The organism is Orientia tsutsugamushi (assembly GCF_900327275.1).
GTDB classification, from domain to species: domain Bacteria; phylum Pseudomonadota; class Alphaproteobacteria; order Rickettsiales; family Rickettsiaceae; genus Orientia; species Orientia tsutsugamushi.
Window position 1 is genome coordinate 1,176,654 of record NZ_LS398548.1, and the last position, 21,356, is coordinate 1,198,009.

The 21,356-nt window shown below is 29.2% G+C and carries 13 protein-coding genes, 1 other RNA gene and 6 pseudogenes; 10 read left to right on the top strand and 10 right to left on the bottom strand.

The annotated features are described in order from the left end of the window. Window positions 1–354: 354 nt before the first annotated feature. A complete protein-coding gene (ppdK, locus tag DK405_RS06210) occupies window positions 355–2,979 on the top strand; it encodes a pyruvate, phosphate dikinase (RefSeq protein ID WP_045912890.1) in 2,625 nt (874 codons plus the stop codon). Between the two features lie 496 nt (window positions 2,980–3,475). Here ppdK and DK405_RS06215 read toward each other — a convergent pair whose 3' ends face one another. Further along, a complete protein-coding gene (locus DK405_RS06215; RefSeq protein ID WP_045912684.1) occupies window positions 3,476–4,150 on the bottom strand; it encodes a queuosine precursor transporter in 675 nt (224 codons plus the stop codon). Between the two features lie 117 nt (window positions 4,151–4,267). On the opposite strand from DK405_RS06215, the pseudogene DK405_RS16135 reads away from it, so the two are divergent. The 8 genes and pseudogenes from DK405_RS16135 to DK405_RS06255 all read left to right on the top strand — a co-directional run. Then, window positions 4,268–4,441, top strand: a pseudogene (locus DK405_RS16135) (IS982 family transposase); the annotation flags it as partial. Between the two features lie 647 nt (window positions 4,442–5,088). Further along, window positions 5,089–5,460, top strand: a transfer-messenger RNA (tmRNA) gene (ssrA, locus tag DK405_RS06225). Window positions 5,461–5,498: 38 nt separating this feature from the next. Further along, window positions 5,499–6,227 carry a F0F1 ATP synthase subunit A gene (locus DK405_RS06230; protein WP_045912686.1) on the top strand — a complete coding sequence of 243 codons (729 nt, stop codon included), beginning with the start codon at window positions 5,499–5,501 and terminating at the stop codon, window positions 6,225–6,227. A gap of 55 nt (window positions 6,228–6,282) precedes the next feature. Next, window positions 6,283–6,507 carry a F0F1 ATP synthase subunit C gene (locus tag DK405_RS06235; protein ID WP_011944645.1) on the top strand — a complete coding sequence of 75 codons (225 nt, stop codon included), beginning with the start codon at window positions 6,283–6,285 and terminating at the stop codon, window positions 6,505–6,507. 7 nt (window positions 6,508–6,514) lie between these two features. Then, on the top strand, window positions 6,515–7,012 hold the full coding sequence (locus tag DK405_RS06240) for a F0F1 ATP synthase subunit B family protein (protein ID WP_045912687.1): 498 nt from the start codon (window positions 6,515–6,517) through the stop codon (window positions 7,010–7,012). Window positions 7,013–7,024: 12 nt separating this feature from the next. Next, window positions 7,025–7,489, top strand: coding sequence for a F0F1 ATP synthase subunit B family protein (locus tag DK405_RS06245; RefSeq protein WP_045912688.1), 465 nt, complete (start codon window positions 7,025–7,027; stop codon window positions 7,487–7,489). Between the two features lie 232 nt (window positions 7,490–7,721). Then, window positions 7,722–8,207, top strand: a pseudogene (locus DK405_RS06250) (transposase); the annotation flags it as partial. A 227-nt stretch (window positions 8,208–8,434) separates the two neighbouring features. Continuing rightward, window positions 8,435–9,258, top strand: a pseudogene (locus DK405_RS06255) (IS5 family transposase). A gap of 280 nt (window positions 9,259–9,538) precedes the next feature. Here the strand turns inward: DK405_RS06255 and DK405_RS06260 are convergent. The 9 genes and pseudogenes from DK405_RS06260 to DK405_RS15435 form a co-directional block, all read right to left on the bottom strand. Beyond that, window positions 9,539–11,056: pseudogene (locus DK405_RS06260) on the bottom strand (DNA translocase FtsK); the annotation flags it as partial. A 285-nt stretch (window positions 11,057–11,341) separates the two neighbouring features. Further along, window positions 11,342–11,827, bottom strand: a pseudogene (locus DK405_RS15750) (DNA translocase FtsK 4TM domain-containing protein); the annotation flags it as partial. Between the two features lie 86 nt (window positions 11,828–11,913). Next, window positions 11,914–12,285 carry a DUF2672 domain-containing protein gene (locus DK405_RS06265; RefSeq protein ID WP_045912693.1) on the bottom strand — a complete coding sequence of 124 codons (372 nt, stop codon included), beginning with the start codon at window positions 12,283–12,285 and terminating at the stop codon, window positions 11,914–11,916. Window positions 12,286–12,317: 32 nt separating this feature from the next. Next, window positions 12,318–13,985 carry an energy-dependent translational throttle protein EttA gene (ettA, locus tag DK405_RS06270; RefSeq protein ID WP_045912694.1) on the bottom strand — a complete coding sequence of 556 codons (1,668 nt, stop codon included), beginning with the start codon at window positions 13,983–13,985 and terminating at the stop codon, window positions 12,318–12,320. A 140-nt stretch (window positions 13,986–14,125) separates the two neighbouring features. Continuing rightward, the gene (locus tag DK405_RS06275; protein ID WP_045912695.1) at window positions 14,126–14,965 is read right to left on the bottom strand and encodes a hypothetical protein; all 840 of its coding nucleotides are present in this window, start codon (window positions 14,963–14,965) and stop codon (window positions 14,126–14,128) included. A 385-nt stretch (window positions 14,966–15,350) separates the two neighbouring features. Continuing rightward, the gene (locus DK405_RS06280) at window positions 15,351–15,590 is read right to left on the bottom strand and encodes a transposase (RefSeq protein ID WP_080946473.1); all 240 of its coding nucleotides are present in this window, start codon (window positions 15,588–15,590) and stop codon (window positions 15,351–15,353) included. A 20-nt stretch (window positions 15,591–15,610) separates the two neighbouring features. Next, a pseudogene (locus DK405_RS06285) lies at window positions 15,611–16,482 on the bottom strand (IS982 family transposase). Window positions 16,483–16,678: 196 nt separating this feature from the next. After that, on the bottom strand, window positions 16,679–17,374 hold the full coding sequence (locus DK405_RS06290; protein WP_045912513.1) for a hypothetical protein: 696 nt from the start codon (window positions 17,372–17,374) through the stop codon (window positions 16,679–16,681). A 992-nt stretch (window positions 17,375–18,366) separates the two neighbouring features. Beyond that, window positions 18,367–18,552 (bottom strand): RNA-dependent RNA polymerase family protein, encoded by a 186-nt coding sequence (locus tag DK405_RS15435; protein WP_331828120.1) that lies wholly within the window; start codon window positions 18,550–18,552, stop codon window positions 18,367–18,369. A gap of 274 nt (window positions 18,553–18,826) precedes the next feature. Between DK405_RS15435 and DK405_RS06300 the strand changes: the two genes are divergently transcribed. Next, complete coding sequence (locus DK405_RS06300; RefSeq protein WP_045912512.1) at window positions 18,827–21,037, top strand: hypothetical protein; 2,211 nt, start codon at window positions 18,827–18,829, stop codon at window positions 21,035–21,037. Window positions 21,038–21,356: the final 319 nt, after the last annotated feature.

The following is a 21,356-nucleotide window of genomic DNA, read 5'->3' on the forward strand; positions in this document are numbered from 1 at the left end:
TTTCAAAAGTATATCTAGCTCATAGTGATAGCCAAACTATTATAACTGTTTTATAGTAGTTTAGTTATATAAAATTAGTTCTCTTTGACTGATGCAAATCATAAACGCAGTAACATCTTAGTTATATTATAAATAAATACTACTTTCTATACTTTTTTAGCTATTGCTATATATTAAATTAATTAAGCATAAAATTAATAACTTTGAAAATAACATAACCTAACTTAATAATTAGTTTATGCAAATACTATACAATCATTTAGAGGCAATATTATGACAAAGTGGATTTATCGATTTTCAAGTACGTCTCCAAACTTACCTCATATTAATTCAGTATACCAATCCTGTAATATAATGAAAGATAATCTGCAAAATCTACTTGGTAACAAAGGTGTAACACTTGCTCAGATGTTTAGTCAAAAGCTACCTATACCGCATGGTTTTATTATATCAACTAAATTATATCGTTACTATCTGCAAAATAATGATTCTCTACCAAGTGATTTCATATCTGATTTAAAATCATCTATTCTAGATTTAGAACATCAAACTGGAAAAAATTTTGGTGATTATAATAATCCGCTATTAGTTGCAGTAAGGTCTAGTGCTGCAGTATCTATGCCTGGAATTATGAACACTATACTTAATCTAGGTATAAATGATATTATAGTTGAAGGGTTAAGTACTGTAACATGTAATAGAATTTTTGCATTAGATACTTACATGCGCTTTATTCAAACTTATGGACAAGTAGTTATGGGAGTATCACCTGCAGAATTTGAACTTGCTTTAAATCAGTTTAAAACATTAAATAATATTACTAGTCAAGAACAGCTAACTTCAGAACATTTACATAATCTAATTACAATTTTTAAGCAAATTATTCATAAAGAAACTAAACAAGAATTTCCACAAGATGTTAATATTCAATTACACCAAGCTATTCAAGCAGTATTAAAATCATGGATGAACCACCATGCTATTACATATAGAAAACTTAACAATATTTCAGGTAATATTGGAACTGCTATTATTGTACAGGCTATGGTTTTTGGTAATATGGGTAGTGATTCAGCAACAGGAGTAGTGTTTACTAGAAACCCCTTAACAGGTGATAATAAACTATATGGCGAATTTTTAATTAATGCTCAAGGAGATAACGTTGTATCTGGAGTTAGTATATCTCATTCCATATCAAGTGATAATAAGGATCAAAAATGCACCTTAAAGTATGCTATGCCTAAGATGTATGAAGAGTTATTACAGCATTGCAAACAATTGGAACAGCATTACTGTAATATTCAAGATATTGAATTTACTATAGAAAAGCAGAAATTATATATATTACAGACAAGATCTGCAAAATGCACAGCATTAGCAACTATTAAGGCACTAGTAGATATGGTTGCCTCTGGGTTAATAACCAAAAAAGAGGCGATAGCTAAAATCAATCCAATGTCACTCAATCAACTACTACACTCATATATTGATGAAAGTGAGAATTATAAAGTAATAACTCAAGGACTTCCATCTACACCAGGAGCTGTAACTGGAGTAATTGCATTATCAGTAGCTGCTGCTGAAAAATTATCTAATCAACATCATAAAGTGATTTTTATATGTTCAAATATTAGTCCTGAAGACATTAAAGCTATGCATATATCTTCTGGTATTTTAACTAGTGGTGGAAATACAACTTCTCATGCAGCAATTCTTAGCAGAGCATTAGGAAAGCCACATATTTGTGCTGCTAAAGATGTTATAATTGACCAACAGAACGGACTGATAAAAATAGGCGATATTAGTTTGTATCAAGGCAGTAAAATTACCATAGATGGTAACAGTGGTAAAGTATTTGTAGGAGACGTAAGATTACTACAGCCAGAGTTTTCTAAGGAATGTCAATTATTTATGGAGTGGGCTGATGAAATAAAAACAGTTGAGGTAAAGGCTAATGCAGATACTAGCGATGATGTAAAATTAGCACTGCGACTTGGGGCAACATCTATCGGTCTTTGCCGTACTGAGCATATGCTTCTTGAGGACAACAAAATTAGCTTAGTTCAGGAGACAATTATTGCTGATAATGATAAATGTAGATTGAATGCGCTTGAAAAATTGTTTTTGTTGCATAAAGCTGATTTTAAAGAGCTATTTGCTGCTACAATGCAAATCCCAATTAATATCAGGCTACTTGACGCACCATTACATGAATTTTTACCTACAACATTTACAACTGCATACAATAGAATCATAGATAATCTAAACATTTCTCAAGAAACGTTTAATGCAAGAGTTAACACGTTAAAGGAAGTCAATCCTATGTTGGGTCATAGAGGTTGTAGAATCGGTATAAGTTTTCCTGAAATTTATGAAATGCAGGTTCGAGCAATATTTGAAGCTGCAGCTGAAATATTACTTGAGTTAAAAGTTATGCCTAAAATTGAAGTTACTATACCATTAATTAGCCATAAAAAAGAGTTACAATTGTTAAAGCAAATAATTTATAAAATAGTAGAAAAAGTAGAACAGCAAAAATTACTTAAATATAGATGTAAGTTTGATTATACAATAGGAACTATGATTGAATTGCCTAGAGCCGCTCTTCAGGCATATGAACTGGCTCAGGAAGTGGATTTTTTCTGTTTTGGTACTAACGATTTAACGCAAACTACATATGGTATTTCAAGAGATGATTCTACATCTTTTATTAATCAATATATTGAAAATGATATTTTTGCAGCTGATCCTTTTGCAACTTTAGATTGCGAAGCTGTAGGTGAATTAATTCAAATAGCCATTGAACGTGGCAGAACTGCTAAAAAACATCTGAAAATAGGAATTTGTGGTGAACATGCTGCTGATTTAAATTCAGTAGAATTTTTTCATAAAGTTAAAGTAGATTCAATATCATGTTCGCCATATAAAATTCCAATTGCTAGATTAGCAGCAGCACAAGCAGCATTAAAAAATAATTAACTACGAGTTAGATATAAGAAATAATGTAAAATCTAGATAGAATAAATATTATAGCTCTTTTTATGCTTATAGCTTAATTCGAGAAGGTAGTTGCAATTGTAAATGTAAAAAGATAGAATCAAAAAAGTCCTTCTTAAAAAAGAAACAGAAATTTTGTTATGTTTAAAAACATAAGCAAGCAATGCAGAGAAGACATTAACCAAGTTTCGAAAGAGGTCTAATATATTTTTTCATGTTGGGTTATTTCTTTTTTATTTAAATTTTCTTTTTAACTCAACATTCTCTCCTTGTATACATTTTATTCACTACCTTGCATATCTTCCCTTATTCTGATCTGGCGTTATTAGAGTATAGTTAGAATAAGAATTGCAGTAATAGTATACAGAAGCGTGATAGAAGGAATAAAAAAAGAGAGTTACAAAAAAAGATAGGAGTGAGTATAAAGATCTCAAAAACAAATAAGGAATAAGTAATATAGCTTACATCTCTATATGACCTATTTTTTATATTGAACTCTGGTTAGTATAGTTACTGCTATGTAAAATAGTGGAGTACTTAATATAGTAAATAATAATTTAAAAGTATAGCTGTTAAATATTAAATTAAATGCTATCTGAATAGGTAGAATTTTAAATATACATAAAAATCCTACAACAATACACGTATCAATAAACAAAGAAATTGCAGTACTGATATTATTTCTGACTAATAAATATTTTCCCTTAGTCAGTGATTTCAATCCTAGATATATGTTTATATCAACAATTTGCGATGTATAACTAGCTAATAACGAACCAACAAAAGCTATATGATACATACTAAACATTTGATTAAAAAGATTATTATCAATTTTAGACCAGCTAGTTGCATTAAGTAAACTGAAAACCTTAATGATCACAGCAACTAATATATTCATTAATATTGCAATCCTAATGCAGTATCTTGCATGATTTTTTCCATAAAATTCAGCTATTATATCTGTAATTAGAAAGTTTATAGGATACAATATAGCTCCTACAGAAAGTTCAAAAATACGCAACCCGAAAAACGGCAAATAAACAAATTTTTGATAAACCATATTGTTAGTTATAACTAATACAGAAAATAGAACACATAATGCTATGTATAATTTATTCTGATCAGTTAATATTAATATATTCTTTTGATGCATTACTCTATAAATACTAGATTAGGATGATGAAAAGTATGAAAATTATAGCATAAAAGGTATATAAAGGGAAAATGTTGAATTACAAAAAAAATTTAAATAAAAATAAAATAACCCAACATGAAAAAATGTATTATAACAGTATACTATTTAATAGATAATTTTTGCAAGATATATCAAGAGTGGGAAAGAAAGAGATTAATATCAAGTAGTAATCAAAGGAACAAAGATGGAAAATTATCCTTAGCTGAGTTATTAAGAGCAGAAAAGGATATAATCATAAAAGTCTGCAAAGGTAATATTTCGTTATAACTTTTAATACATTACATAAAATACAACTTAATTCAGAACTATGTATTTAACATTTGCTGATCTAATATTTTTAGCAAATATGCCTGGTGTAATATCCATTCTTAATAACTGATTATTCTTTATAAGCTTTCTGTATTACATTTTTCATACTTTCCCTTATCCTAATCTGGCGTTACTATCCTTATTAATAAGCTGCTGTACTTTTTCAATATCACAATCTTTAATAGCGATATATAAAGCATATTTAGTCTTAGATTTAGATATCATATATTTAATCGCTTCATTCTTAATTATTTACTATATTAACTAGCATTAAGTCTGCAATTGTTAATACTGCTATTTTTAACTGTTAGAATAGAATAGGATTTAATTCAGAAATTATCTAATAATTCTATGGTTGTGATAGACAATGCAAGTTTTCATAAACGTCCTCATTTAAAACTATAATAGAAAAAGATAGACATATATTTAGAGTATTTACCTCAATGATTTAAATCTTATTGAAAAAATGGTTTCAAGCTAAATCAGGAAGAATCAAATATCACTGTGACGTAGACACATTTTAATAATATAACATAACTATTTTATACTATTTTAGCTATATAACCTCACATTGCACATTAATAATATTTATTGTAAATAAAAAATCATAATGTTATAATTAATAAGCTAATAAGCTATGGCAATAAGTTTTATTAAGAATAGAGGTAGTGGACCCGGGGGCAGTACTCGGCACCTCCACCAAGCTATGGAGTGGTTGTATCTTATGGGGGTGACAAAGTTTCGACACACCTAATAAAATAATAAATTTTGCTCGATATGATTCCGTCGTTTTAAGCAGTATTTATAAAAATTGTTTAAATGGGTCAAAAAAAGAAATGCAAATGATAACAAAAAGCATTCTACAGACGGTGATCTCCAAGGGCTTGCATTAGCAGCTTAAGGAAATCAGTGTACTGAGCGGTAATTTAGGGCTTACCGGGCAACAGAAAAGCCCTAATTAGTCTACTTAAAACACAAAAATATACTATTTCTTGTAATGTTAGCTAATCCATTAAGCCAGTTTTTGATTAAACCTATTATACCTCTAGAAGCGCTAGGTTATAATATCAGCATTACTAACTCAGCAGTAGCTATGATATTTGTTAGCATATCTGCTGGTTTGTTGTTGATTACAGCATTTGTTAATAGTAAACTTGTTCCTTCAAGATGGCAAGCTTTTGGAGAAATATTATATGAGTCAAACATAAAACTAGTACATAGCATTATAGGTCCACAAGGGAAAAAATTTTTTCCTTTGATACTTACATTGTTTCTTTTTATTAGTCTTGGCAACATTCTTGGAATGGTACCACATGCCTTTACATTTACTAGCCATATAATAGTTACATTCAGTTTAGCAATGATAGTATTTACTACTACTTTAGTTTATGGCATCTATAGACACAAGTTAGGATTTTTTTCGTTATTTTTACCAAAAAATATACCTCTTTGGTTAGCACCGATAATGGTCATAATTGAATTATGTGTTTTCATTTCTAAACCAATTAGTTTGTCTCTACGACTAACTGCAAATATGGTAGCAGGACATATATTACTAAAAATTATTGCTTGGTCTATTGTTAGTTTAACTTGGCTTTTTAAGCCATTACCTATAGCTTTAGTTGTTGTACTCATTGGATTTGAATTGTTTATTTCTATCCTACAAGCATATATTTTTACAATTTTATCTTGTGTCTATTTAAGAGATGTAGTAAATTTACATTGAAAATATAGTATGTAATACTATATTTAAATAACAAAATTATACAGGAGATTAATGCATGGACCCTATATCTTTTAAGTACATAGCTATAGCTTTCATGGCATTTGGCATGGCTGGAGCAGCATTAGGAGTTGCAAGCATATTTAATGCACTGATGAATTCTATAGCACGTAACCCTTCAGCTATTGAAGATTTACAGAAAGCTGCTTTAATTGGAGCTGGACTAGCTGAAGCTATGGGTTTGTTTTCATTTATTTTGGCAATATTATTAATGTTTACTTAAAAAGTATATGCCTCAATTAGATTATATCTTTTTTCCTACACAGCTATTTTGGTTAGTTATTACTTTTACTTTTTTATTATTAATGGTCAACTTTATAATTGTACCTTTGGCTGAAAGAATCTTTAGCAAAAGAAATGATCACATTTCTTCATACATCAAAAAAGCTGAGCAAACTAATATTCAAATACAACAAATTAATGAAGAAATTAGACGCATTGCTCATATATCTGAACTTGAAGCTGAAGAAATTATAAACCAGGCAAAGAAATCTACTGAAGAAATTTATAATCAAAGATTGATGAAACATTCTCAAAAAATTGATCAAAAAGTTACAGATTGTATTGCTGAAATTGAAAAAATGACAATAAATTTTCAAAATAGTTATAAAGAGCAAGTAATTAAATATTCACAAGATCTCATTAAAAAACTTACAAATCATGAAGCTAATATTGATCACTTGCATAAGTATTATAATAAATTAAATAAAAATAAAACAATTAATTAAGAGAGTATAAAAGTGCTACTTTGTTTTATTCTATTTATTATCATTTGCTATAGGCCTTTTAAGAACTTTTTAATAAATACTTTAGACTGTAAAATCAAAAATATAAGAAGCAAAATAGACCAATCAATCTCTATCAGTAATAATGCTGAAGAAATGCTTATTGAAGCTAAAAAAAAGTTAATAGAAGCAAAACATAGAAAAATAACTACAGTTACCCAAGCGCAAAAGATAGCTAATAACATTACTGAATCAAGACTAAACGAGTTAGAGATAAGAATCAAAGAATATGAATTGCAGGCTCATGAGAGAATTGAATACGAGAAATATAAAGCTAAAGAAAGAATATTTAGCCATTTTTTTGATTTTTCTAGTAATATTGCTTTAAAGTATATTAATAATACACTACAAAATCCTACAACAAATATGATAACAAGCATGATTGATAATAAGTATAAAAATCAAAATGCCAACCACTAAAAAATTAATATTCTTATCTAAATTAGATACTATAACTTATGCAAAATGAGTGATATTAATATAAAATTTATATGAGGAAAAAAAGCTTTTAAAATCAAAGTCAAAACCTATAGTTTAAATTAACAACTATTACAGCTATAATAGTAACTTATAGCATAAATCTTATTTCTTAGAGTTAGTTAAATATCTTTAAATGCTGAATATATATGACATAAATGGGTTATGTTTCTACATCTATGCCTATAATCTTAAAGTCTACGTATTTTGCAAGATATATCAAGAGTGCAAAAGAAAGAGATTAATACCAAGTAATAATCAAAGAAACAGAGATGGATAGTTATCCTTAGCTGAGTTATTAACAATAGTGATATATTTTTATTTATCTTCATGCAAGGATTTTAAAAATTATTATCTATATTACGCACGTTATAAGTATAAAGGATACTTTTGTTTACCAAGTTATAGTAGAATAATACAACTATGGCCTAGAATGTTGCTACCACTCACTAGCTGTATAATGCATTGTCTAGGAGATGAGACAGGTATATTATATGGTACTATTGCAGCAATCAGAGTAATTATCGATTCTATAAAGTTAGCAATTTATCATAACAAATATATTTCCAGCAATAGAGTTTGTAATAAAATTTCTAAAATTTGCAAGAGTAGTTATTGCTTGTTCTTATGCTTTAAGCTACATCTTGTAATTAATAATAAAGTTCAAACAAAAAAATTTAATAATGATGCTGAATGATTGAACAAATTAGTAACATACTTAAAAAGCAGAAAGGCTAATGGTCATGTTTATGAAGAAGAAAAGTTAGTTGTTAGTAACTTCTATATTTTATAGAACTTACTACTAACTTGTGTTAACTTTTATTAGACTTCTTTCGAAACTAGAGAATGATGTAGAATAGTGTTATAAAGATCTGATTTAAGGTAATAATAAAATTCGATCAGATTAAAGAGTTAAAGGATGAAAAATTTCGTCGATTAACAGGAGTAAGGAAGGGAACATTTTCAAAGATGGTGGATATTTTGAGGAAAGCTGATGATCTTAAGAAATCAAAAGGTGTGCGTAAAAATAAGCTTGATTTGGAGGAACAGTTGCTGATGGGCTTAGAATACCTTAGAGAATACCGCACTTATTTCCATATAGGCCAGAACTATGGGATTAGTGAAAGTTCAGCATATAAAGATGTAAAATGGGTAGAAGGCACCCTAGTAAAACACCAAAACTTTGCTCTTCCAGGTCGTAAAGCTATACTGAAGAGTGATATGAATTATGAAGTAGTCTTGATTGATGCTACTGAGAGTCCTATAGAAAGACATAAAAAAAATAAAAATTCTATTATTCATGAAAGAAGAAAAGGCATACACTAAAAACTCAAATAGTGGTAGACAAGAAACCCCACCAAGTAATATGTACAGATTTTTCTAACGGTAAAAAACATGACTTTAGATTATTTAAGGAATCCAAAATCCTTATCCATCCTAAGGTTCAAGCGATTACTGATACAGGATATCAAGGTATACAAAAAATTCACAATAATTCTGAATTACCGAAGAAGAAAAGCAAGAAAAATCCTTCAACTAAAAATGATAAAAAGAATAATCTTAGGTTAGCACGAGAAAAAGTTGTGAATGAAACCGTTATCGGTATGCTAAAACAGTTCAAAATTATTGCTGATAAATATCGAAATAGAAGTAAAAGATTCGGTCTTAGATTTAATTTGATCTTTGGCATTTATAATTTTGAACTACCTTAACTAGTTTCGAAAGATGTCTATTATAAAAAAGTTGAAGCAAAAGGTAGAAAATAAATAGACTAAAAATTTAGGAAATTGAGTACTAATTTTTAATTCAGATGTTAAACTGATAATTGAACTTAAAGAGGCTTGAGCTGTATGATGCCAAAGCATCATGTGTAGTTCTTATAAAACGTAGAAGTAGCAACATTTTCTTTGTTACAAGACACAGTTAAAAACTCATAATGTCTTTTTTGCGTAAGCTATGCTATTAAATCTAAGCTGATATCAAGTAGCGTTGTTACTCTTTTATTAAAATCTCTCTTTTGCCACTATGATTTGGAGGGCTAACAACTCCTTCTCGTTCCATTTTTTCAACTATTAATGCTGCTCTATTATACCCTATTCGTAAACATCTTTGAATATAACTTGTAGAAACTCTCTTATCTGTTTTGACAATCTGTACAGCTTGCTTATATAAACTTTCATCATCTGTTGATTCATCACCATTTGATGAAAAAGAAGTAATATTTATGTTATCATCTGATATCTCAGTAATATTATCAATATACTGTGGAGTTGCTTGAGCTCTTAAAAATTTAGCAACTTGTTCAACTTCACTATCATCTACAAAAGGAGCATGCACTCTTTTGATAGTAGTTCCATTACCCATATATAACATATCACCCATACCTAGTAACTGCTCAGCTCCCATTTCTCCTAAAATAGTTCTACTATCAATTTTTGATGTTACCTTAAAACTAATTCTACTTGGGAAATTTGCCTTTATTACTCCTGTAATAACATCCACCGAAGGCCGCTGAGTTGCCATAATAATATGAATTCCAGCAGCTCTTGCCATTTGTGCTAGCCTTTGTATTGATGATTCAATGTCTTTACCAGCTACTATCATTAAATCAGCCATTTCATCCACTATAATAACTATAAATGGCAACTTTTCTAATGGAATAGGTATTGATTCATATATAGGTTGCCCTGTTTCATGATCAAAACCAGTATGTAAAGTTTTAGCCAATGTTTGCTTTTTAGCAATTGCTTCCTCAATTCTGCTATTATAACCAGCAATATTTCTAACTCCCAAAGTAGACATTAATCTATATCTGTTTTCCATTTCTCTAACTCCCCATTTTAAAGCAATAATTGCTTTGCTAGGATCAGTTACTACAGGTGTAAGTAAATGAGGGATGCCTTCATACACTGATAACTCAAGCATTTTAGGATCAATCATAATAAATTTACACTCATTAGGAGTAAGACGATAGAGCAATGAAATAATCATAGCATTAATTGCTACTGATTTTCCAGAACCAGTTGTTCCAGCTACTAGTAAATGAGGCATTTTAGCTAAATCGATTATTTCTGGCTCCCCACTTAAATCTTTACCAAGGATAATTGGCAGAGATTTATCAGATTTTTGATATTCAGCTGACTCTATCAATTCTCTAATACTAAAAAACATTCTATGTAAATTAGGTAATTCAATTCCTAAAACATTTTTACCTGGAATGACTGATATTCTAGTAGACAAGGCACTTAAAGACCTAGCTATATCATCAGATAAACCAATAACACGTGAAGATTTAGTTCCAGCTGCTGGTTCAAATTCATATAATGTAACAACTGGTCCTTGATTAATGTTAAAAATATGCCCTTTAATTCCAAAATCATTCAATATTTTTAACAACTGTTTGGAATTATAAATCAACTTTTCTTCACTTTCTGGTGCTACATTACGGTTATCATATTGTCCTAGTAGATCAACTTCAGGCAAAACAATAGTTTGGTCAGTATTGCTCTTATGATTTATAGCAACATCATTATTTTTATTCCAACTAAAATTACTATCAGAGAACGGAGAAACACTAGGCATCACAGCGTTATCATCACCATCTTCTTCATCTTTTATTAGCAAATCATTATCATTATTGCATACAACCAACTGATGCTGCTGTAGCTGCACATCTGAATTATTATTACGAGTCAAATATTTTAAACTTATCAGTCCAACAAAAAAATTTTTTATATAAATAAAAGCATGTGTAGTGAGTGAGCGTATTAATGGTATAATATTTGATAATGGATAGTCTATAATAAACGATAGATTGACTATTAGAATTGCTATCATAATGCTGTTAATTCCTATAATAGTGCTATGGTTAAAGATTTTGACTAAATCATAGATACTGCTGCCGATAATTCCCTTATACTGAAAATCTAGGCTCTCAATATTACTTATAAAATAAGAACACTCCAATATTATTATTATGGCAGATAAAATCTTGAGTTTTAAATATCTTATTTCTTGCTGAAAATAATATTTCCTTCCTAATGCAAACAAAAATATTGGAAAAAAAAATGCTGTTGAGCCTAAAATAGCTATCAGCATTCTAGTAAAATTAGCTCCAGCATGCCCTAACAAGTTGTTTGGTGTAACATCAGTCGCGATATTAAATCCAGGATCATTACTATCATATGACAATAATACCAAGAAAATTAAGAAGGAAGTAATAAAGCAAAGCGCAGACTTGAATCTGCTATCCTCCAATATTATTTTCAAGATATTAAACATTACAATCTTCTCTTAAATCAATATCATTATAGGTAATATAAGAAACTTTAGATGTAATAACAGCTAGAAAGCAAACTCGATGCTACTTAACTATCTTTTTTCTTATTGTAACTTTGTTTTTTTATCATTATAAAATATTTCTTTATAGAAGGTAAGTTATAATCTCCATGATATGTTTCTCCTTGCTCTACAATTTTTTGTAGATAAAAATTCATTTGGTCTACCTTAGATTTATCAATATCACTGTTAGTATTACTAATTAAATTTAAAGTATGATTATTATAATCCTCATCTTCTTTATTATCTAAGTCAAGGCTAGATAATATCTCATGATACGCACGTTGCAACAGCAACTTTAATGAATAAATTTGTTTAAGTAAATACTTTATATCATGAGGCTTTGCAACCAATATTGCAATTATAACAACAACAATAATCTCACCAAAAGATAATCCCATTTTATGCCAAAATTAATATATTAAAATTTAACTTATACAAATTTTTTATGTTTATATTTAGGATTTTTAGTGTCATGACCACAAATTTTAGTCATATAATTGTGATAATCTTGATAATTACCTTCAAACCAAGTTGCATTACTGGATTGGTCAAATGCAATAATATGAGTTGCAATTCTATCTAAAAACCACCTATCATGTGTTACTACTATAACACAGCCAGCAAAGTCCAAAATAGCTTCTTCCAGCGCCCTTAAAGTTTCAACATCTAAATCATTAGATGGTTCGTCAAGAAGAATAACATTAGCACCCCATCTGAGTAATTTAGCCAGATGTACTCTATTACGTTCTCCACCAGATAACTGACCTACTTTTTTTTGTTGATCACTACCTCGAAAGTTAAACGCAGCACAATATGCTCTACTTTTAACAATTATATTACCAAGCTGCATTTCATCTAAACCGCCTGAAATCTCCTCCCATACTGTTTTGCTATCATCTAGGTGATCTCTAGATTGATCAACATAACCTAACTTAACTGTTGAACCTATTTTAATAGTTCCACTATCAGCTGTATCCTTACCAACAATCATATTTAATAAAGTTGATTTACCAGCCCCGTTTGATCCTATTATACCAACAATCGCTCCTGGCGGGATTTTAAAGCTAAAATCTTGTAGTAAGACTCTAGAATTAAAACTTTTAGATATATTATTTCCTTCAATAACTAAATCTCCAAGGCGTGGTCCATTTGGAATAATAATTTGCGCAGGGCCAACTTTTTTTTCATTTTGTTGATTAACTAGATCATTATAGGCTGTAATTCTAGCTTTGCTTTTAGATTGTCTAGCTTTAGGAGATTGATTTATCCACTCTAATTCTTTTTTAAGATACTTCCTTATATTGCTTTCTTCTTTTTCCTCAATAGCAAGTTTTTTTTCTTTAAGATCAAGCCATTGAGAATAATTGGATTGCCATGGCACACAAACTCCTCGATCTATTTCTAATATCCACTGCGCTACATTATCAAGAAAGTACCGATCATGAGTAATAGATACAACTGTGCCTTTATATGCTTTTAAATAGTTTTCAAGCCATGAAACTGATTCAGCATCAAGATGGTTAGTTGGCTCATCGAGTAATAATATATCAGGCTTTTCCAACAACAACTTACATAATGCTACCCTACGCTTTTCTCCACCAGAAATTTGATCGATTTTAGCATCTTTACTAGGACATCTTAACGCTTCCATAGCAATATCAATTTCACGATCCAAATTCCATGCATCAATAGCATCAATCTTTTCTTGTAATTCAGCTTGTTTTGCTAGCAAATCTGACATTTCATCATCTGTCATCTCTTCAGCAAATTTAGAGCTAATACTAGTAAATTGATTCAATAGATCTGTTTTTTCTTTTAAACCATCTGAAATATTTTCTCCAACATTTTTATTTAAATCTAACGGTGGTTCTTGAGCTAAATAGCCAATTTTAACTCCATTAGCCGCCCAAGCTTCACCATCAAATTCCTTATCAAGTCCTGCCATAATTTTTAACAGTGTAGACTTTCCAGCACCATTTGGACCTATTATACCAATCTTTGCACCAGGAATAAATGACAGCCAGGTTTCTTTTAAAATTGGCTTTCCATTAATTACCTTACTTAATCCTTTCATTACATAAACATACTGATAGGACATTATTACCTTTTATTTATTTAAATTCTTATAATTATGTTATCGCTATATTATAACTAAAAATAATCATATTGCTATAAATGGCAATATGATTATTTTTAGTTAAATTTTATGTTTCTCTAGGAAGATTGGTTTAAACATTCTCAAAGAGAAAAACCTTGTGCACCTGAACCTCCTCCTTTAGAGTTTTTTTCTTTATCAGAATGTGATGACTGCCGAAAATGATCAACTTTTGCAGCGAATGATTGTTGTTGCGATAGTTGCACAGATAGTGCAGCAGTACTATACTTATCAACAGCTTCTTCTACTAAGTTTTGTAGCTCATTAACAGCTGCTTTAGCTATACTTTTCACTTCTTCAGTAATTTCCTGCTTTACTTCTTCACCAAGAGTATTAAGCTTCTGCATATCTACAGTTCTAATAGCCTTTTGCGCAATTTCACTTAATTTATTCTTCAACTCAGACAATGCACTTTGAGCTGTTGCACTGGTTTCAGACATATACTCAGCCATCTTGTCTTGATTTAATAACTCATTATAATTTTCACACGCAGCTGTTGCAGCTTCTTCCATGCTGCTATGTTGTTCTAATTTGCTAGATACTAGATCATATAGAGCCTTTATGCACTTAAAGCAAGCAGAAACTACAGCTGAAACTATAGCAGCAACCAATACAGCCTTAGCAGATCCTCCTGGAGCAGCTAATACTTCTGGATGTTTTCGGCAAAATTTCTGACATTTTCCCAAGCAATGCACAGCTATTCCACCAACTGTGATTGCAGTATCTACTAAGCATCTTACTTGAGTAGATTCTCCTGTATTCCAAATACCATCTATATTATCATACCCATCTTTCATTGACTTGCATATATCTTGTAACAGTTCTTTGCTATCCTCAAGTAAATTATTTTTCATTAAACCTTCTACAGTTTGAATACCTTGCCCTAAAACTTGGCTTATGTTTTGCAAAAAAAGATTTTTCATATTATTTATCTTATTAACTTTAATAAACTTATAGAGACATAATATGTTATATTTTATTAAAGACAAATGAATTCAATGATACTATAGTATAAACTGCAACAATTTTTACGTTATATGTATATTTAAAACACACTTAATAAGTAACTCTGCGTGATTCATCCCATATTTTGCAGAAGTTATGCAAAATATCATATTTGATGAAAAGTATATAATCCAATTAACCTACTTAAAATTTACAAATTTTGATTGTATCAAAATCATTAAACGCACTCTATGAACCGTATATGATACTGTTGTTGAAATTACAGAATTGAATGATACTACGCATATCAAGTATCAAACCTTGGGCAGATTGGAGTAATATAGCTAAGCCACTATAAAACAGTTATGTTATATATTTTTCAAAAATGGTGTTCAAGTTACAGTAATATTTCATTCTGCTTGATTTAGCTTGAAACAATTTTTTCTCAATAGGATTTAAATCAGTAGAATAAGAAGGTAAATACTCTAATATATGCCCATCTTTTTCTATCCTAGTTTTTAAATGAGGACGTTTATGAAAACTTGCATTGTTGATCATAACTACAGAATCATTAGGTAATTTTTGAATTAAATCATGTTCTATCCAACAGTTAAAACGTCAATTTAGGATAATGAGTCAGGAGAAGAAGAAGAGATAAGATAAGGATTAAGTTTAAAGATAGAATAACTAGCAAGAGAAGCAATTATATGAACAAAGAAATTAAGAGGAGAACGGTGTCTAGTATGCTCTAAAAGCATATGTTTTTTTAGTACATTAAAGACAGACTCAATTAAAGAACGTTTATTTAATAACCGATTATCTTGTATGTCCAATAAATATGTTTTCATATCTTTACGAAGATTAATAAATAAACGTAGACCATTGGAGAACAGTTGATGAAATAACTCTTTAGATATGTAAGCTTTATCACTAAACAATTTACCAGATAAGCCTTTAGAAAAAACTGAAAATACAGATAGGTCGCTTTTATTGCTTTTAGTAATTTTAACTGACATTATTTCGCCTTTATTATTGATTATAAGATGAAGCTTAAAGCATAAGAACCAGCCATAACTACTCTTACCAATTTTAGAAATTTTGTTAAAAACTCTATTGCTGAAAATGTGTTTGTTATGACAAATTGCTAACTTTGTAGAATCGATATAATATATACCAGTCTCTTCTCCTTTCAGATAATGCATTAATACAGCTAGCGGTAGTAACATTCTAGGCCACAGTTGTATTATTCTACTATAGCTTGGTAAACAAAAGTATCTTTTATACTTATGACTCAAGTAATATAGATAATAATTTTTACAATCCTTTCATGAAGACAAATAAAAATATATCGCTATTGTTAATAACTCACTAAGGGCAACTTCCAATCTCTGTTCCTTTGATTACTACTTGGTATTAATCTCTTTCTCTCCCACTCTTGATATATCTTGCAAAAATTGTCTATTAAATAGTATACTGTTATAATACATTTTTTCATGTTGGGTTATTCCTTGTTTATTTAAATTTTTTTTTTATAACTCAACATTCTCTCTTTGTATACCTCTTATTCTCTACATTTCATATTTCCACTTATCCTAATCTGGCGTTTATAACGCACTTAATATAGATAATAATTTTTAAAATCTTAGCTGTGTCTCACTCTTCTCTGATATTCTCATTATATCAAACTTGTGTTATATATCGCTCTCATAATAAGATAATTTTCCTTGTATAGTAGGTTCTTCTTGAGCTTCCAAACCAGCATTCAAAGTATTACATACTTGAATGTTATCAACAGCTGGAGTGATATTATCATTAGAGTCATTGCTAACTTGCTTAGTTGCTTCTTTCATATGAGATTTATCAAGGCAAGGCATTTCTGATTCAACATCAGCATCACTTTTATTTGTAGTATTGCTGCTTCTATACTTTTTTTTAATCAAAAATGTTACTACTCCTAATGTTAATGTTAAAATAATTACAGTTGGTATACTTATCTTCCATAAATCACTATTATCTGTATTGTTGATTTGTTCAGCATCGTTATCTAGTACTCTGCCATCAATACAAACTTTGATTTCACCTGGGTTACATATATTTTCAAAAAAAATAGGTATATCTTTTTTAAATTGAATCCATAACTTTGAACTATATTCTATAATTTCACCTAGAAAGCTTGTTGCATTACTGCAGTCCAGTTCATTATAACTTCTTTTACATTCTCGATAAGAGTAAAAAGTTTTTTCTATGCTAATTTCTTTTGTAGTGCTAGTAAACACGCTATGACAAATGTTATTCATAGCTCTACCTTTATAAAAAATTTCATCAGTTTCTACGCAAAATTTCTGCTTTTCTATATTAGCTTCTGTAATATTTAAAAAGTCTTCCATAAAATAATTACCTTCTTTTATAATTAATGTATTTTATAAACTATAAACTTGTTGCAAGTATTACGATAAAATTAATGGTTAGTAAATTATTTTTTAAGTTATAGACATAATGACTAAAAAAAATTAATATCTTTGCAACAGTTCTTGATTTTTAAACACTGAATTTATAATAAGAAAAAGTTATAAAGAGATAATATAATCATTTGCAATGAGGTTTAAGCATATCAAGAAGCGATAATATTTGTATCTCGTGTTCTGGCCAACAAAGCAAATGTTGCTGTTTTCTTTGTCACATAAAGTAGAGTTGAATGAAAACGCAGTAGTTTAGTTATCTTCGTTTCCATCACCGACCACATCAAACTTAATGTATGGATTTCAAGTATTACACTTTCCTGATAACTTCATATCATTGCCTATAGCCTATCTGAAGTTATTGCTTTCAAAGATCTATAATATCGAATTTGGTAATCATTATATAATTCTATCTTCCCATATAACTTTCTTCTACTCCGCATTTTCCAGCAGAAGCCTTTTATTTGCTACATTTAATAATTTTCATTATCCTAAACTGGAGTTTTTAAGTATCTCAGTTAGTCTTTTCCAATTTATCTTACGTTTTCTTCCAATTCTATTAAACCAGTTATATTGCCAGTGTAATTTGGTTGATAAATGAACTTACTCGTCTTTCGTTATCGGATATACCATGATAGTTGATTCATCACCTAATAACTCTAATGACTTATGATAATATCTGTGTTTTGTCTTGCTAATTTAACTAACCACGCAAATATTTTCTCAGTTCTTTCAGTTTTTCGGTAAAACGATCTCTCCTTGTGCTATATTTTAGTCTCAATGTTGCGTCAAATCTTGATTTGCACCAATAGCAAGTCAATCCAAGAAAATTATAGCTTATAATCTTCTTGCCTTGTTTGGCTAAATTTGCAGCATGGTCTCTACCAGATTTTATCATTTGTAATTTAGTTCGTTGATATTTAGCACAACTTATTTAACCTTTTAGTCAAAACATCATAAAACCTTTTCACATCTGCTTTCATTTCAAAGACAAATACCATATCGTCGCAATACCTCACCGTTCCTGTTTGTAACATTAGGTTTTCTTTTTTACTGATTTTTGCAAACCAGCTATCTATAACATAATGCAGAGATACATTAGCCAAGATTAATGAAACAATTGAGCCTTGACGACAACCTTCTTTTTGTTAGTAACTATAGTACCATTTTCTATTATTGGTGTTCTATTCATATAGTTTAGCATACTTTTTATATCAAACTCTGATTTATTAGAGCCAACTTGAATTTATTAAGTTAGCTATTTGTTTACTTTTCCTGTTACCTTATCATATTTTACAATTCTCTTAATTGACTTTAGCAATTTTTACAGTTATACATTTAATATAAAACTTTAAACATAGATTAAGGGTTATTAAATATATGATATCAGATAAAATACGACAAGAAGCTTTTTGGTATGTGGAAGCAGGTAATAAGGAGGCTCTTCTAGAATTAACATCTTTGCATCCTGAATTAGTTGATATAAGATCTAAAGCAAATAATGATACACTACTCATAAGAGCGTTTAAGTATCTCAGAGAGGACATCATCCAAGCTCTATTGATTCGTGGAGCTGATATCAGTGCTAAAAATAAGAGTGGTATGCCTGCTACAATGTGGATTTATGCTACTGAACGTACTGATTTAACTACTGAGGAGTACGATAATACTGCATTACGTATATCAAAAAAATATCTTTCTCTAGAAAATGCTGAATCTTATTCAGATGAATACACTAATTTGCTACTTAACAGCACTAAAGCTAAGTTTCCAGTACATTGTAATAATGATGGATATGATCATACTACTATACTAACAAAAATTATACAGAGAAATTTAGTACAGTCTGCAGAATGGTTTATTAAAAACTTTCAACTTAATCAAAATGAGACAGCAGAAAGCCTTATAGCAGGTACCATCAGAATGTCTAGCGGTAACTTAACTAGTACTGAAGTAAGAAATGTAGAATTTTTACTAGAAAAACATTTGAATCTAATAGATGAAAACTCAAAGTGTGCTAATAATTTAGCAGAGATGCTTTTTCAAAAAAAATTCTATAAAGAATATTATCACCTTGATATGACTCATACTGAATTTCACAGGTTGCAAAGTGGTCAATCTATTGGACATTATGGAAGTAGGGTTTACCATGATATTCATGTATTAGTTGCAAAGATATTAATAAAATTTGGAATTGATTTACAAAAATATGAATCATACGTTAAAAATTTAGCATCTGTACATGATAGCCTTATTCCATTATTGTGCCGGCAAATCAATCCAGAAGATTATAAATCATACTTTGAAGGCCTACCTAATAATGTTAAGGAGCTATTGAAGTCGGAGCTTCCTGCTGAAGAGAATTCAGAACCTTATGATGTATTAGAAGTATTAGATAGCGATGATGAGTCAGACTATAATATTACAATAGATCCAGATGATGTATTTATTAATCACAGAATATATAGAAAAATACAAGATGCATTCATATTGGAATCTACTAAGAAAAAAATATTACAGCTTACTAAAGTTAGTAGTATTCTTTCTGCAATAAAACATGCTAAAGATTACGCAGATTTTCATATTTCATATGAAAATTTACCTATTACAATAGATGTAGTATTAAATAGAATCGATTATCTAAGAAAAAAAGATAATGTTCAAGAATTTGATAAACAGGAAATTGAAGCTTTATCAAACTTTATTAGTAATAAAATTATCTTATCTGTTACAACTGATGAAGAAGCTATAGATGTATGCAATAGCTTCATAGAATATTTTATGAATAAATGTAACAGCATAACACGTTTTGAAGAGTTTTTGAATGAAAATATGCTAGAAGATAAAGCTAATAAGGCTCTTAAATCTATACTCTATCAAACAACAGAAGATAGTTTTAAAACAAATGTTTCTAGCTTAGCAACTAAAATTGTAGAACTAACAGATGGAGTAGTGCTTCCATTGGACATTGATTTTTTAAGTTTAAATAATACTAATTCAAAAATAGTAAATATTGATTATGAAAAACAAAGCTTAATTAAAAATAACCTAAAATTGTTCAGTTATACGAATACATATCGCATTCCTAATGATGATAAATTACAAGAATTATCATCAGAGTATCGGAGTCCTAATATTACTGAGTATTACAAAAATCATCCAGAGGCATTTGAGCCAATGTCAATGTTGTTAGATATCGCTCATGATGAAGACAAGTTATCTAAGAAAGAGAAAGGATTTAGTAATGCATATGCAAATATAAAATCACAAACGGAAGAAATGTCAAGGTTGTTAGATATTGTCATTTATGGTGAAGACAAAAAAGCTAAAGAGGAGAGTTTAAATAAATTAAAGCAAGTAATGTCAGAATTAATAGAATTAAAACATGTAAATCTAGTTATTCATGATTCTGTTAATTTATGTATGAAATTAAAAAAATGTTTAAATATTACTCCGCTTGAGCTATTACTTAAAGAATATCAAGATAAGTATGCTTTATTATCTGAAGAGTATGACAATGTGATAAATTTTTGTAATGAGGAAGGCATTATCGGTAATGTAGAAATGGAGCTAAATAGTGTAGATTTATAAAAGACTTGTACAATAACTTGGCTTATAGTTTTATAAGAGGTATATTAAATTTATTAAATACAAAGTTTGATATAAGAAAGGTGTTGAAATATATGAAAGATAAGGATTATAGGATTTTTTGCTTTTATGGATAGTGTTAAACATTATTTTTTCTTGATAATGTGCTTTCTATTAAGTATAAAATCTTTACTAGAGTTAGCATAACAGTTATGCTTTTTTCTTTTTTGAATCTAGTAGTTTTTAATATGGATTTTTTATTCTTATCTTTTTTCTATTTTTTATATCGAACTCTGATTAATTATAGTTAGTAATTAGAAGT